Source organism: Rhizobium giardinii bv. giardinii H152, from assembly GCF_000379605.1.
Lineage (GTDB): Bacteria > Pseudomonadota > Alphaproteobacteria > Rhizobiales > Rhizobiaceae > Pararhizobium > Pararhizobium giardinii.
In genome coordinates this window covers 76,884-91,121 of sequence record NZ_KB902724.1, presented here as the reverse complement: position 1 = coordinate 91,121, position 14,238 = coordinate 76,884, and the positions used below count along the sequence as shown (strand labels likewise).

Here is a 14,238-nt window from a genome sequence, read left to right as displayed (position 1 = left end):
GATAACTCGCGCTTTGCGCATCGTCCGGTCGAAGTTGGCTAAGGGCAAATCCTGTGCGAGAAGACAAATTCTCTCAAGCTTGAATTCCACCCGCGGACTTCGATAGGCACCAAAATACAGCCCACCTCTCACTCCAACGCCAGGAGAAACGCCTCCAGCTCCGCCGGATCAATACCCACCAGATGCGCTTCGCCCGGATAGGTGCCGGACTTGACGTCGGCGACATATTCGGAGAAGGCGGCGATGCGTTCCTGGTGCAGCCGATCATGTTCTGCGGCGAAGTTGCGGTAGATCTTGGCGTGGCGCGGAATATGGCCACGGTTGGCGCCGAGCACGTCGTCGGCAAAGAGATATTGCGCATCGCAACCACTGCCGGCGCCCATGGAAAGCATCAGCATCGCGGTGCGCTTGCTGATGGCGCTGGCCACGTCGCCTGGTACGACCTCGATTTCGGCGGCAAAGGCGCCTGCTTCTTCGAGCGCCTTGGTCTGGCGCCAGATCTCCAGCGCACCAAGCGCCGTCTTGCCGACCGCGCGGAAACCACCGGTCCACGTGGCCTTTGAGGGAATAAGGCCGAGATGGCCGCAGACCGGAATGCCCTCGTCGCGCATGCGGCGCACCGTCTGGAGACTGGCCGCGCAATAGACGGCATCGCCGCCGGCCTTCAGCGCCTGGAATGCCGCGCGGATATACTCTTCGGCGGTGACGAAATCACCATATTCGAGGCCGGGAAAGGCAAAGACCGAGGGGGCGGCCTCGCGGAAGGCTGGCCCCAGCAAGGCAGGCGGCACGGAAACCAGGTCGACCCCCGCCCGCTCTGCGGCGTCGGCCTCATCCAGCGTTTCGACGCGCAGCATGCTGAGTTGGCGTTTGCCCTTCATTGACAGAAGGTCGGCCACGGTCGGGCGCCGGTGTCTCATTGATCTCTCCCTGTCGCGGCTGGCGGTCAGGGCCGCCACCGACTGGTTCTGTGGTTATTTTAAAATGGAGGCGGTGGGAGACGGCCGCAGGAACCGGGCATCTCCCGGAGCTTCAGGCGGCAAGCAATGTCTTCAGCTTCGTCCCCGGCGCAGCGAGCGCCACCGGATCAGGACGGACACGCGCCGCGATCATCATTTCAGCAAGGCGGATGTCGCGGGCGACGGCATTGCCCGGGCCGATGCCGCTGGCTGCGATCAGGCGTCCATCGATGTCGAGATGGAAGAGAATGAAGGTGCCCTCTGCGACATGCCTCCAAACGGCCTGCGTCGCACCGTCGGCGATGCCGGCAATCTGCAGCGTGAGATCGTACTGATCGGACCAGAACCACGGCACGGCCGACACCGTCTCCTCTGCACCGAGCAAGTTGGCGGCGGCAAGCGTGCCCTGGTCCTGCGCATTGCGCCAGGCCTCCAGCCGCACGCGGCGGCCGCCATAATGCGGCAACGGAAAGGAGCAGCAATCGCCTGCGGCAAAGATATCCGGATCGGATGTTCTCAAATGCGCATCGACGGCGATGCCGTTGTCGATCACAAGACCTGCGTCGCGGGCAAGCTCGACATTCGGGACGGCGCCGATACCAACGACGATCATATCAGCTGCAATCGTGCGGCCATCCTCCGTCAGGATCCGCGCGTGGTCAGGACCTTCCGACAATTCCTGGATCGTCACGCCGCAAAGAATTTCCACGCCCTCCGCCTTGTGCCGCGCGGCGATCACCGCAGACAGCTCAGCGGGCACACCGCGGCTGAGAATGCGTGGCAGCCCCTCAACCAGCGTTACCTTGGCGCCGAGCTTGCGGGCGGTGGCGGCAAGCTCCAGGCCGATGAAGCCGCCGCCGATGATGGCCAGATGCGCGCCAGGCTGCAGGCCGGCGCGAATTGCAACGGCGTCGCTGTGGGTGCGCAGTGTCCTGATACGATGATTGGGGCCTGAAAGCCCCGGAAAGGGTCGGGGCCGGGCGCCGGTCGTCAACAGCAGGCGGTCATAGGCAAGGATTTGACCATCGGAAAGCCGCGCGGTCTTGCCGGCGGGGTCGATGCCCTCGACGCTGTGGCCGGTCAGAACCTCGATCCCGGCATCGGCATAGCGGGCTGCGTCCGAAACCAGTTTCGGTTCAAGGCCATTGAGCAGCGCCTCCTTCGATAGCGGCGGGCGCTCGTAAGGAAGATGCTCTTCGGCGCCGACCAGTGTGATCTGCCCGTCGAAATTCCTTTCCCTCAGGGCGAAGGCGGCGCGCGCGCCGCACTCCCCTGCCCCGATGATGACGATGTGCGACATGATGGGGTCCTTCTCACGCAACCGAGATGAAGACGCTGCCGCCTTCGATCTTGACCGGATAGGTCTTGAGGTTGACGCAAACGGGCGCACCCTTGGCTTCGCCGGTCTTGTAACTGAACCGGCCGTTGTGTTTCGGACATTCGATGATGTCGTCCATCACCAGCCCCTCAGCAAGATGGATTTTCTCATGCGTGCAGAGGCCATCGGTCGCAAAAAATTCGTCATCGGGGCTGCGATAGACTGCGAACGTCCTGCCCGCATGATCGAAGCGGATGACATCCTCTTCGTCGATCTCGTCCGTCGCGCAGACTTCCACCCAATTGCTCATGCTTTCCTCCAGTCGATTGTTCAGTGCACCGATCTATTCGGCGGCGATCGGTTCGGCGTGCAGCTCTTCCCGGTAGGGCTTGGCCGTCGGCGGCAGTTCGCGCTTGAGAAAATAGTCCTCGTTCCTGAGCTGGCGCAGGAAGGCAGGGATCATTTCGCGATAGCCTTCAATGATCGATTTGTTCGGTGCCGGAAGGTCGTGCTTGATCATCTCATGCAACTGCGGCAGCGCATGGCAGGGAACCATCGGGAACATGTGGTGTTCAACGTGGTAATTCATGTTCCAGTAAACGAACCGGCTGAAGGGATTCATGTAGACGCTGCGGCTGTTCAGCCGATGATCGATGACGTTGTCTGCGAGACCGCCATGCTGCAAAAGGCCAGTCATCACATGGTGCCAGGCGCCATAGAGGCGCGGCAGGCCGATCAGCATCAGCGGCAGGATCGAGCCCATGGTGATCGCAAGGGCGATCGTCACGATATAGATCGCCAGCCAGATACGGGCGATGCGGATGGCGCGCGGCTGCTCCTGCTCCGGGATGAAGGTCTTTTCCTCGGCGCTGATCACACCGGCGGCGTTGCGGACCATGTCGATCGTCGCATGGAAGACATCGAGAATGCCGAAGAAGTTGAGGACCAGGCGGAGGAGATCCGGCGGGCGCATGACGGCGATTTCCGGGTCACGGCCGACAATCACGGTGTCGGTATGATGGCGCGTATGGCTCCAACGCCAGGTCACCGGGTTGCGCATGATCATGAAGCAGGCGATCTCGTAGACGACATCGTTCATCCAGCGCGTCTTGAAGGCCGTGCCATGGCCGCATTCGTGCCAGCGCGAATCCGAGGCCGAGCCGTACATCACGCCATAGACAAAAAAGAACGGCACACACCACCAGGAACCCCAGAAATAGATGGCGAGAGCGCCGCACACGACCATGCTGCCCAGCCACAGGATCGTGTCGCGGATGGCCGGTCCGTCCTCACGCTTCATCAACGCCTTCATCTGCTTTCTCGGAATGTCAGTGTGGTACCACTCCGCAGCGGCAAGTCCGCTTTCGACGGCGGCCTGGGCATCGCGCCCCAGCAGGCTGTAGTCGCGTTTCGCGGCAACCCTGGTCATCTCTATCCTCCCTGCGCATTGATTCCGGATGCGCCTTGCACTGTGGTCATGAGGATAGGTTGACTTTCCCGGCAGCTCAATGCAGCCTTGATATATTCTATCAAAACACATCAAAGCTGGCTGGATGAAATGATAGCTTGCATCAGGAGGAACACATGAGCGGACGACCGACCATTGCCGATCTTGCCAAGGCTGCCGGCGTCAGCGTCGCCACCGTCGACCGCGTGCTGAACGGACGCCACCGCGTGCGCGAGGAAACGGCCCGCCGGGTATATGATGCGGCCAAATCGATAGGCTACCATGCGGTCGGCCTGCTGCGGCAGAGGGTGTTCGAGGATCTGCCGCAATACCGGCTGGGCTTCATCCTGCAGAAACCCAATCAGTTTTTCTACCAGTCCATGGCCAGGGAGATCGAGAACGCGGCGCTGTCCGCACCGAGCATCCGCGTCGTTCCGCAAATCGATTTTGCTGCAAGTTCGACGCCCACGGCCATCACGGAGAAGCTGCGGGCCATGGCTGCGCGCAATCAGGCGATCGCACTCGTGGGGCCCGACTACCCGGCTGTGACGACGGTGGTCGAGGAACTGAAAGAACGGGGGATCCCGGTCTTCTCCCTTCTTTCCGACTTCGCGACCGGCGTGCGTGAAGGTTATGTCGGTCTCAACAACCGGAAAGCCGGTCGCACTGCAGCCTGGATGATTGCCAAGGCGGCGACCAGACCGGGAAAGGTGGCGGCCTTCGTCGGCAGCCACCGCTTTCACGGTCATGAACTGCGGGAGATTGGCTTTCGGTCCTATTTTCGGGAGCATGCGCCCGAATTCGAGGTGCTCGATACGCTGGTCAACCTTGAGACGGCCGAGATCACCCATGAGGCGACACTGAACCTTTTGCAGCGCCATCCTGATCTGATCGGCTTTTATGTCTGCGGCGGCGGAATGGAGGGGGCCATTTCGGCCCTCGCCGAGGAGAAGCTGGCCCGCAAGCTGCTGGTGGTCGTCAATGAATTGACTCCGGAGTCGCGTGCGGCGCTCGCGGAGGATCTCGTCACCATGGCCATTGCGACCCCCGTCGCCCAACTCGCGCGCGAGCTGGTCGGCCTGATGGTCGGCGCCATCGACCGCGGCCTTGCCGCTGTTCCCGGCCAGACGTTTCTCCCCTTCGATATTTTCACGCCGGAGAACATCTGAGCCGTCCGGCGCCAGATGATAGAATTTCATCATCGCGCGTTCGAATTCTTTCACAGATGCAAGAGAATCGGCACGTTCCGCTTTGACTGCGCGGCGATAAGCTGCTGATGCTGCAATCCCGATCAAGGGTGCGCAGCCGCGAAACGCCATGCCGCGTTGCCGCCCTCCCCGTCGGATATCTTTGCAGGAGGAACATCGCCTATGACGACCATCCCATTCGCTCTCAACCACATGACCGCGCCGGCCCTGCCGGTGAAGGATTTTTTCGCGCTGGCCGCATCGCTCGGCATTTCTGCGGTGGAAATCCGCAACGATCTTAAGGGCAATGCCATCATCGACGGTACGCCCGCCGCAGCAGTCCGGGATCTTGCTGAAAGGCACGGGCTGACGATCATCTCGATCAACGCGCTGCAGCGGTTCAACGAATGGAACGGTGATCGCGCCCGTGAGGCGGAGGAGATTGTCACTTACGCGCGTGAGTGTGGCGCCAAGGCACTGGTTCTCGTCCCGGTCAACGATGGCAGCGGTCAAGGCGACGGTGAGCGGCAGGCTAATTTGCGCCAGGCGCTGACGGCGCTGAAGCCGATGCTCGATGAAGCGGGCATCGTCGGTCTCGTAGAACCGCTCGGCTTCGAAATCTGCTCGCTACGCTCGAAAACCGAGGCGGCGGAAGGTATCCGGGCCGTGGAAGGTGAAGGGACGTTCAAACTCGTGCATGACACATTCCACCATCATCTCGCCGGGGAAGAAATATTCCATCCGGAATTGACGGGCCTCGTTCACATATCTGGCGTCGCCGATCCGGCAGTCACTGTCAGCGACATGCGCGACCCGCACCGCGTGCTGGTGGGCGCCGGCGACCGGCTCGACAATGCCGGCCAGATGAAAAGGCTGCGGGAAAGCGGCTATGCCGGGCCTTTTTCCTTTGAGCCGTTCTCGCCGGATGTGCATCAGCTGAGCAACGTCGAGGCCGCCTTGCGCGACAGCATGGCGTTCCTCGCGTCAAGGGCGTGAACCCGCAAGCGCATCACTTGGTTTTTTGCGTGAATAAAGGCCATCGCGCACTTGACGGCTCATTAAAAAATGGAATACATATTCCGTATTGGCAAACAGTCGGTTTGTTTATTCTGTTTTAGGCCTGCCACGGGAGAGGCATGCGACAAGAAATGGCATCGCCGGGGAGCGGGGATGCCTCCGGCTTGTGGAGGGTGGTCGCCGGACACCGTTTTGTGGAGGAAATAGCATGAAGAGAATGATCATGGGCGCGGCACTGGCCGTGATGATGTCGACGGCAGCGCATGCCGCTGAGACTGTCGGCGTTTCTATGGCGCTGTTCGACGACAACTTCCTGACTGTTCTGCGCAACGGTATGCAGGATTATGCCAAGACGCTCGACGGCGTGACGCTGCAGGTCGAGGACGCTCAGAACGACGTTGCCAAGCAACAGAGCCAGATCCAGAACTTCATCGCCGCCGGCGTAAATGCCATCATCGTCAACCCGGTCGATACCGATGCAACCGCTGCGATGTCGAAGCTCGCCGCGGATGCGGGTATTCCGCTCGTTTACGTCAACCGCGAACCGAGCAACATCGACAGCCTTCCGGAAAAGCAGGCTTTCGTCGCTTCCAACGAGGTAGAGTCCGGCACGCTGGAAACCCAGGAAGTCTGCAAGCTGCTCGGCGGCAAGGGCAAGGCCGTCGTCATGATGGGCGAGCTTTCCAACCAGGCGGCCCGCATGCGCACCAAGGATGTCCATGACGTACTCGCGACCGATGCGTGCAAAGGTATCGAGATCGTCGAAGAGCAGACGGCCAACTGGTCGCGCACCCAGGGTGCCGACCTCGTAACCAACTGGCTTTCGGCCGGTCTGGAATTCGATGCCGTCATCGCCAACAACGACGAAATGGCCATCGGCGCCATCCAGGCTCTGAAGGCCGCCGGCCGCTCCATGGACAGCGTCGTCATTGGCGGCGTCGATGCGACGCAGGACGCCCTTGCGTCCATGGCTGAAGGCGACCTCGACGTCACCGTGTTCCAGAACGCTGCCGGTCAGGGCAAGGGTTCGCTCGATGCAGCGCTCAAGCTTGCGCGGGGCGAAACGGTCGACAAGAAGGTCTACATTCCCTTCGAACTGGTGACCCCGGCCAACCTCAAGGACTACCAGGCCAAGAACTAAGCCAATGATCCCGGAGCGCGGCGTCGACCGCGCTCCGGATTGCCCGGTTTTTATGACGGACGGCGCACGTTGCGTCCGATGAAACCATGCCAGAACCTTGGATGCTTGCGGGCGCGGGTTCTAGCCAACGAGGCGACAGGGAGGTCATAGTATGGTTAGTCCGACGACGATAGCGGCGGTACGCGCGAGTGGGGCGATCCCGAACGCGGAGTATCTGCTTGCGGTTGAAGGGGTGCGCAAGGAGTTTCCGGGCGTGGTCGCGCTCGACGACGTGTCGTTCCGGCTGAAGCGCGGCACGGTGCATGCACTGATGGGCGAGAACGGCGCAGGCAAGTCGACGCTGATGAAGATTCTCGCTGGCATCTACACCCCAGACAAGGGCGAGGTGAAGTTCAAGGGCGTCGACATCCAGCTGACATCGCCGCTCGATGCGCTGGAAAACGGTATCGCGATGATCCATCAGGAGCTCAACCTGATGCCGTTCATGACGGTGGCCGAGAACATCTGGATCCGGCGCGAGCCGAAGACCCGCCTCGGCTTTGTCGACCACCGCGAGATGAACCGGATGACGGCGGCGCTGTTTGCCCGGCTGAACATTGCGCTCGATCCGCAGGCGGAGGTGCGCGACCTGTCGATCGCCAACCGCCAGATGGTCGAGATCGCCAAGGCGGTGTCGTACGAGTCCGACGTGCTGATCATGGACGAGCCGACTTCGGCCTTGACCGAACGCGAGGTGGCGCATCTGTTCACCATCATCCGCGACCTGCGCCGCCAGGGCATCGGCATCGTCTATATCACCCACAAGATGAACGAGCTGTTCGAGATCGCCGACGAGTTCTCGGTGTTCCGCGACGGCAAGTATATCGGCACGCACGCCTCGAGCGACGTGACGCGCGACGACATCATCCGCATGATGGTCGGCCGCGAGATCACCCAGATGTTCCCGAAGGAGGAGGTGCCGATCGGTGATGTCGTGCTGTCGGTCAAGGACCTGACGCTCGCCGGCGTCTTCCACGACGTCTCGTTCGAGGTGCGGGCCGGCGAGATCCTCGGGCTGGCCGGCCTGGTCGGCTCCGGCCGCTCGAACGTCGCCGAGGCGCTGTTCGGCGTCACGCCGGCCAGCTCCGGCTCGATCGCCATCAACGGCCAGCCTGTCGCCATCACTTCGCCTACCGAGGCGATCCGTAACCGCATGGCGTTTCTAACCGAGGACCGCAAGGACACCGGCTGCCTGCTGATCCTCAACATCCTGGAGAACATGCAGATCGCCGTGCTGCAGGACAAGTTCGTCAGGCTGGGCTTTGTCGAGCAGAAGGCGCTGTCGGCGCAATGCGAGGAGATGGCCCGCAAGCTCAGGGTAAAGACGCCGAACCTTTCCGAGCGTATCGAGAACCTGTCCGGCGGCAACCAGCAGAAGGCGCTGATCGGCCGCTGGCTGTTGACCCGGCCGCGCATCCTGATCCTTGACGAGCCGACGCGCGGCATCGACGTCGGCGCCAAGGCGGAAATCCACCGGCTGGTAACGGAACTCGCCCGCGACGGCGTTGCCGTCATCATGATCTCGTCGGAGATGCCCGAGGTACTCGGCATGAGCGACCGCATCATGGTCATGCACGAAGGCCGGGTCACCGGCTTCCTCGACCGGGCCGAGGCCAGCCAGATCAAGGTGATGGAACTGGCCGCGCGCTGACGGCGGGGCAATCAAACCACAGGGAGGAAAGAGCAATGGAGACCAACGTCGCGGCAGGAGCCAACCCACCGCTTGCCAAATCCGCACGGCGCATCCCGCCGGAGTTCAACATTTTCCTGGTGCTGGTCGGCATTGCGCTGGTCTATGAGGTGCTCGGCTGGATCTTCGTCGGCCAGAGCTTCCTGATGAATTCGCAGCGGCTGACGATCATGATCCTGCAGGTGGCGGTGATCGGCATCATCGCCGTCGGCGTGACGCAGGTGATCATCACCGGCGGCATCGACCTGTCCTCCGGCTCGGTCGTCGGGGTGACGGCGATGATCGCCGCCAGCGTCGCCCAGGCCTCGACCTGGCCGCGGGCGCTGTATCCGTCGCTGACCGACCTGCCTGCGATCGTGCCGATCGGGCTTGGCCTCGGCATCGGCCTGTTGGCCGGTTTCATCAACGGCCAGCTGATCGCCCGCACCAGGATCCCGCCGTTCATCGCCACGCTCGGCATGATGGTCTCGGCCCGCGGCCTGTCGAAGTGGTACACCAAGGGCCAGCCGGTGTCGGGCCTGACCGACCAGTTCAACTTCATCGGTACCGGCATCTGGCCGGTGGTCATCTTCCTCGTCGTTGCGCTGATCTTCCATATCGCCCTGCGCTATACCCGCTACGGCAAGTTCACCTATGCGATCGGCGCCAATGTCCAGGCCGCCCGCGTCTCCGGCATCAATGTCGAGGCGCATCTGGTCAAGGTCTATGCGATCGCCGGCATGCTGGCGGGGCTCGCCGGCGTCGTGACGGCGGCCCGCGCCCAGACGGCGCAGGCGGGCATGGGCGTGATGTATGAACTCGACGCCATCGCCGCCACCGTCATCGGCGGTACCTCGCTCACCGGCGGCGTCGGCCGCATCACCGGCACCGTCATCGGCACCGTCATCCTCGGCGTCATGACCTCCGGCTTCACCTTCCTGCGCGTCGACGCCTACTACCAGGAAGTCGTCAAGGGCCTGATCATCATCGCCGCCGTCGTCGTCGACGTCTATCGTCAGAAAGGACGCAAGAAGGTGTAAGGGCAACTTTTCCTTGATCGCATCGCTTGCCTCTCCCCAGGCGACGCGATCAAGGCGGGGGGCAAGGCGGTGCGGCCTTTGCCCCAAATTACGCGGTGGCGGCATCTTGCTGCTGCCGCGTCTTTTTTGACCGGCGCCCAAATAACGTGGACGACATTGCCCGGTTGCAACGACGAGGCACGATGGGAAGGTTGATGTTCGCCATCAAGACGAACAGGCGGCGGACCAATCCGCCGTCCAGCTCCCTGAAAAGGCGGGGCAAAGTGCATTGGCGTCAGTCTTTTGACGTGACCGAGATCGTCTACATCGCCTGCGCCTCGCAAAAGCGCGTCATGTCCTCCCTTGAGCGGCAACCTTCCCACGCCGTCCTCGCCCTACGCAGCGATGGTTCGCCGAGCCTAATCAGCGGTCGGGTCAGGTGCCGGGCGGTTCTTCCTCCCGAGCCATCGAGGGCGGCTAGCATGATAGCCATGCCCAGTCTCCTGCCTTCGCTCGGCCACAAAAGCCGTGCCGGAAAGGCGGATGTTGAAACGCTTTCATTGGTGGGCGGCGTGATGTCGAATCGACAGCAACACCTATCGGCTGCTCTTAGGAAGCTCCTCGTCAAAGCGGGTTTTTTCGCGCGCGGGGTCGTCGTTGAGGATTTCCTCCTCGCTGTCTTCGGGCAAGGCGTCATCTGGGTCTATATTGGCCTCATCGCGGCTCGGAACCGGAGGCACGCGGCCCCGATCGACCGGCCGCTCGTAGGTATCGTTAAAAGGGGGTTCGCCGGACCGGTCTGGCAACGGAATCGGTTCGAGGTCCATCTCGGGAGGGTTCGGTTTCCACGTCGGCGCGTGCATGGGTTCATTGCTGGTTTTGTCCTTGGCTGCTTTCATGGTCGGTCTCCTTTCGTGTTGGAAAGTGAACCGGTAGCCATCGATAATGTTCCGTATGGGGAGGCTTTCTGATGCCGATCAGATCCGATCGCCGCGGAGCGGCGCTGCAGAGCAGTCTGTCAAAGATGCCATCTCCGATGGGGACGCGAAGTATCACGCGGCAAATGCTCGCATCCCTCGGCGCCGTCCCGCAGATAGATATGAGGATTTTCTGAATGGCGCGCCGTGAATTTTCCAAGTCGGTCTACGCCCAGATCGCGAAAGCGCGCCATGCAAGCCAATGACGAGATTGCCTGCGAAGCCTGGGGCCTGATCCTGGGCAAGACCCACGTCGACCACACGATCGCCCACGGGTCGACAAGAGCCGGAAGCTAACTGCCGACGGCGGCAAGCTGCTCGGTGCCGAGTGCTGCCATGCGCCGAAAGCCAAGGTCGACGTCGCGGTGATAGCCGAAGCCAAGCGCCGCGAGGCAAAGTTTCACGGTTTCTCGCGTCCGAAGCACCGTCAAATCACCCGGCTTTGCCAAATCCGAAAAGGCCGCCAAGCCATTGCCGAATAAGGGCTTGCCGGAACTGCCGAGACGGTCGCTTTACCAGAGGATTGAGCCGTGAATGACTTGTTTACTAACGCATCAGCGTCATCTGCCACGATCTCGGCGTGCGGTGCTTATCGCTATCGGCTCGAAAGGCAGTGGGACGCCAACAAGAGCAAAGTCGCCTTCATCATGCTCAATCCCTCGACGGCGGACGCAGAGCAAGACGACCCGACCATCCGCCGTTGCATGGCCTTCGCGAACGCATGGGGATTCGGTGGCCTAATTGTCGGCAACCTCTTCGCGTTAAGGTCGACTGACCCGAAGGTGCTTTACAGCCACGAGGATCCAATTGGGGCTGACAATGATAAGCACCTTAGCGCCATCGCGCGAAGTTCTACGAAGATCATATGTGCCTGGGGAACTCACGGTGCCTTTCGAGACCGTGGACGCGAGGTCGCCCACAAGCTCGAATTCTTTAACCTGTCGGTGCTCAAGTTAACAGCGGACGGACACCCCGGCCACCCACTTTATATCGCAGCTTCAACCGAGCCGCGTGTCTACTTCGCCCGCGCCCACTCCTCGGAAAGGAAGGGAGAATGAACCTCGACAACGCAATCAAGCTCGCCACCGAGGCCCACGCCGGCCAAGTCGACAAGGGCGGACAGCCCTACATCCTTCATCCGCTCCGCGTGATGCTAGCCATGGCGATCACGGACGAGCGAATCGTGGCTGTCTTGCACGACGTTGTCGAGGACACTGACGTCTCCTGCGATGATCTATATTGGGTGCATGGCTTCAAGCCGGATATCGTGACGGCTATCGCCGCCCTCACCCGTCGCAACGGCGAGGACTATTTCGACTTCATTCGCCGCGTAGCGGCGAACTCGATTGCCCAGGCGGTGAAGATTGCCGACCTTCGAGACAACCTCGATCCGAGCCGGCCCCTTCCGGATGATGCAAATTCCAGAGCCCGCGCGCAAAAATACCGCCGAGCTTTGAGTATGCTGATGAAGGTGAGGGAGTGACAGAGTGCCGTCTAGCATCAATCCCAAGCGGAAGCTGGCCGCCGAAAATGTCGGTCGATCGCGCCGCCGGTTATTGCGGCGAAGCATGTGGAGGATTTCCTCGAGCGCGTTGGGACTGTCTACTCTGCCCCGAGAGTAGTTAACACCAGGCGAAAGTTCTGGTATCGCGACGATCTGGATCGTTAGAGCATCCCGGGTCGCGCAGTCTGGTCCGTCAACGACGTTACGAGGATCGGATGATCAACGGAATAGTTGTATGACGTCTTCCGCATTTGCGTTGGCAATAGATAACGCCTGGAACGTCAGTTGCTGCTGCGCCTCCAACGCCTTCAATCGTGTGGAGGCTTCGTTCATATCCGCGTCGACAAGGCGACCGATGCCTTTCTCGATTGTGGAAAGCATCTTGGTGGTGAACTCGGTCTGCATCTCGATACGCTTCGAACTAGCGCCGAGGACCGAGGCTCCCTCGACTACGCGCTGGGAGGACACTTCCATGTAGCTGATATAGTGGTCGATCAAGTCAGGGTTCTGCTCAATATCAATATTGAGGAAGTTCACAACCGGAATCGGTTCGATACTGACGACAATATTGGATAACCCTATACTGGTGCTCGGACCCGCTTTCCTGTCTATTGCAGGGTCAGATTTGACAATAATGTAGTTCGGATCGGATGCGGACACCTCGATTATAGTATCCGTCCAGTCCGCGTCTAGGAGAGACTTCAGGAGAGTCACCATTTCGTCGGCTGTTTCTACCTTACCCGTGACTTTCCCGAGGAGGTCATTTATGTACGTGCGATTGGTGAAGCCGTCGTGCTAGACGACCAGGGCCGTTCCGATTTCGGGCTTCTGCAGCGCGCTCGGCCGCCGGCCAGCCACGCACGAATCCGACGAGATCATCCTCTATGCCGTCGACGTGCTCTATCTCGACGGCCGCGATATGCGCCGGCTTCCCCAGCGCAACGCCGACGACTGCTCGAACCGCTACTGGAGGGCCGCGTCGGCGCAGCGACGCAGCTTGAATCTTTATTCTGACCCTCACAGTCAAAAGCCCGGCTCCGGCCGGGCTTTTTGCGTCTAACTTGTTTCATTACATTTTATCCGAGGGGCCGGCGTCCATCTCTTGCGATGCCGAAAAACACTCCCAATATTTTAGCAGTCACTTGGTTTCGCTGGGGAGTGGAAACATGTTCGACTTTCTTGATTCAGAGGACATGGAAATATTGCGCCGAGCGATCAATGCTCGCTGCAAGGATCTGAACATTCGATCCGACAGCTCGGAAGCGGAGATGGTCGCCAGTCAGCTCATCGAACTGTTCCAGAACGGAGTGACGGACGAACAGGAACTCATCACGCGCCCGATCGCGATTGAGCTTATCCTTTGGGGGAAATAGCAGACCGGTCAGAGGGGATTGTCATGTGATGAGGGGGCCCGCCGCTGTTTAACAGCGGGCCAAAAGAGTTACGTGATGAAATTTCCGCACTCGATATATAGCGGCATATTCGGAACTGCGAATATGCTTAAAGGTTCCGGAATGCGGCTATCACTCTCCCACGGACAACGACATACGCTGTGACCTCGGTTGGGCAGATCAGCGCCTGAAAAATCTCGATAGCTGCTCAAAGAAGCCGGCGATGCTGACCCCAAGGGCCGTGGCGCCGAGACCGACGACCGCAAGGGCGCCTCATCCCCATCAGCTTCCATTTCCGCACGTCGTCGGTCACCGGCTTCATTTCGTTGACGTCCTCGCTCACTTGGACAACGGAGCCTTCGACCTTGCCTACGCGGTCGACCAGATCATCCATCCGGCGATGCACCGATGCTCGGCTGGCATCCGATTTGTCGTCGGATCTCCGGAAGTCCTCGCGAAGGTTCTTGACCTCGGCTAGCAGCGCCCCGAGCTTTTCATGCACGGCATACTCAGTCATTCCCAGCATCCCTTCCGCGTACCTGCCCTGTCATTGCCTATTACTCGCTCGGC

Annotated in this window: 15 protein-coding genes and 2 pseudogenes; 9 read left to right on the top strand and 8 right to left on the bottom strand. The window is 60.9% G+C overall.

Translation table 11 applies throughout. From position 1 onward, the window contains the following. Nucleotides 1–128: 128 nt before the first annotated feature. The 4 genes from A3AY_RS0128970 to A3AY_RS0128955 form a co-directional block, all read right to left on the bottom strand. Nucleotides 129–920 (bottom strand): 3-methyl-2-oxobutanoate hydroxymethyltransferase, encoded by a 792-nt coding sequence (locus tag A3AY_RS0128970; protein ID WP_018329169.1) that lies wholly within the window; start codon nucleotides 918–920, stop codon nucleotides 129–131. 112 nt (nucleotides 921–1,032) lie between these two features. Then, nucleotides 1,033–2,259 carry an NAD(P)/FAD-dependent oxidoreductase gene (locus A3AY_RS0128965; RefSeq protein ID WP_018329168.1) on the bottom strand — a complete coding sequence of 409 codons (1,227 nt, stop codon included), beginning with the start codon at nucleotides 2,257–2,259 and terminating at the stop codon, nucleotides 1,033–1,035. A 13-nt stretch (nucleotides 2,260–2,272) separates the two neighbouring features. Then, a complete protein-coding gene (locus tag A3AY_RS0128960; protein WP_018329167.1) occupies nucleotides 2,273–2,587 on the bottom strand; it encodes a MocE family 2Fe-2S type ferredoxin in 315 nt (104 codons plus the stop codon). A 33-nt stretch (nucleotides 2,588–2,620) separates the two neighbouring features. Beyond that, complete coding sequence (locus A3AY_RS0128955; protein WP_018329166.1) at nucleotides 2,621–3,706, bottom strand: fatty acid desaturase family protein; 1,086 nt, start codon at nucleotides 3,704–3,706, stop codon at nucleotides 2,621–2,623. 155 nt (nucleotides 3,707–3,861) lie between these two features. On the opposite strand from A3AY_RS0128955, the gene A3AY_RS0128950 reads away from it, so the two are divergent. The 5 genes from A3AY_RS0128950 to A3AY_RS0128930 all read left to right on the top strand — a co-directional run bounded on the left by A3AY_RS0128950 (nucleotide 3,862) and on the right by A3AY_RS0128930 (nucleotide 9,817). Beyond that, nucleotides 3,862–4,893, top strand: coding sequence for a LacI family DNA-binding transcriptional regulator (locus A3AY_RS0128950; RefSeq protein WP_018329165.1), 1,032 nt, complete (start codon nucleotides 3,862–3,864; stop codon nucleotides 4,891–4,893). A gap of 201 nt (nucleotides 4,894–5,094) precedes the next feature. Beyond that, nucleotides 5,095–5,907, top strand: coding sequence for a TIM barrel protein (locus A3AY_RS0128945; protein ID WP_018329164.1), 813 nt, complete (start codon nucleotides 5,095–5,097; stop codon nucleotides 5,905–5,907). 229 nt (nucleotides 5,908–6,136) lie between these two features. Beyond that, complete coding sequence (locus A3AY_RS0128940) at nucleotides 6,137–7,069, top strand: sugar ABC transporter substrate-binding protein (protein WP_018329163.1); 933 nt, start codon at nucleotides 6,137–6,139, stop codon at nucleotides 7,067–7,069. A 151-nt stretch (nucleotides 7,070–7,220) separates the two neighbouring features. Continuing rightward, nucleotides 7,221–8,759 carry a sugar ABC transporter ATP-binding protein gene (locus tag A3AY_RS0128935; RefSeq protein WP_018329162.1) on the top strand — a complete coding sequence of 513 codons (1,539 nt, stop codon included), beginning with the start codon at nucleotides 7,221–7,223 and terminating at the stop codon, nucleotides 8,757–8,759. A 35-nt stretch (nucleotides 8,760–8,794) separates the two neighbouring features. Then, nucleotides 8,795–9,817: an ABC transporter permease gene (locus tag A3AY_RS0128930; RefSeq protein WP_018329161.1), complete on the top strand. Its 1,023-nt coding sequence runs from the start codon at nucleotides 8,795–8,797 to the stop codon at nucleotides 9,815–9,817. 301 nt (nucleotides 9,818–10,118) lie between these two features. Here A3AY_RS0128930 and A3AY_RS39480 read toward each other — a convergent pair whose 3' ends face one another. Together A3AY_RS39480 and A3AY_RS39475 are read right to left on the bottom strand one after the other, a co-directional pair. Beyond that, nucleotides 10,119–10,289 carry a hypothetical protein gene (locus tag A3AY_RS39480; RefSeq protein WP_154663346.1) on the bottom strand — a complete coding sequence of 57 codons (171 nt, stop codon included), beginning with the start codon at nucleotides 10,287–10,289 and terminating at the stop codon, nucleotides 10,119–10,121. Nucleotides 10,290–10,392: 103 nt separating this feature from the next. Beyond that, a complete protein-coding gene (locus tag A3AY_RS39475) occupies nucleotides 10,393–10,695 on the bottom strand; it encodes a hypothetical protein (RefSeq protein WP_154663345.1) in 303 nt (100 codons plus the stop codon). A gap of 608 nt (nucleotides 10,696–11,303) precedes the next feature. On the opposite strand from A3AY_RS39475, the gene A3AY_RS0128905 reads away from it, so the two are divergent. Both A3AY_RS0128905 and A3AY_RS0128900 read left to right on the top strand, forming a co-directional pair. Further along, complete coding sequence (locus A3AY_RS0128905; RefSeq protein WP_018329156.1) at nucleotides 11,304–11,831, top strand: DUF1643 domain-containing protein; 528 nt, start codon at nucleotides 11,304–11,306, stop codon at nucleotides 11,829–11,831. Further along, nucleotides 11,828–12,256, top strand: a complete 429-nt coding sequence (locus A3AY_RS0128900; RefSeq protein WP_018329155.1) for an HD domain-containing protein — start codon at nucleotides 11,828–11,830, stop codon at nucleotides 12,254–12,256. The genes A3AY_RS0128905 and A3AY_RS0128900 overlap by 4 nt, the downstream gene beginning before the upstream one ends. A gap of 240 nt (nucleotides 12,257–12,496) precedes the next feature. Here the strand turns inward: A3AY_RS0128900 and A3AY_RS0128895 are convergent, their stop codons facing one another. Next, a complete protein-coding gene (locus tag A3AY_RS0128895; RefSeq protein WP_245275965.1) occupies nucleotides 12,497–12,937 on the bottom strand; it encodes a flagellin in 441 nt (146 codons plus the stop codon). A 120-nt stretch (nucleotides 12,938–13,057) separates the two neighbouring features. On the opposite strand from A3AY_RS0128895, the pseudogene A3AY_RS40900 reads away from it, so the two are divergent. Together A3AY_RS40900 and A3AY_RS36455 are read left to right on the top strand one after the other, a co-directional pair. Further along, a pseudogene (locus A3AY_RS40900) lies at nucleotides 13,058–13,264 on the top strand (non-homologous end-joining DNA ligase); the annotation flags it as partial. Between the two features lie 179 nt (nucleotides 13,265–13,443). After that, entirely contained in the window at nucleotides 13,444–13,650 is a 207-nt protein-coding gene (locus tag A3AY_RS36455; protein WP_018329153.1) for a hypothetical protein, read from the top strand. A gap of 198 nt (nucleotides 13,651–13,848) precedes the next feature. Here the strand turns inward: A3AY_RS36455 and A3AY_RS36450 are convergent. After that, nucleotides 13,849–14,185 (bottom strand): annotated as a pseudogene (locus tag A3AY_RS36450) (DUF1515 family protein). Between the last annotated feature and the right edge of the window lie 53 nt (nucleotides 14,186–14,238).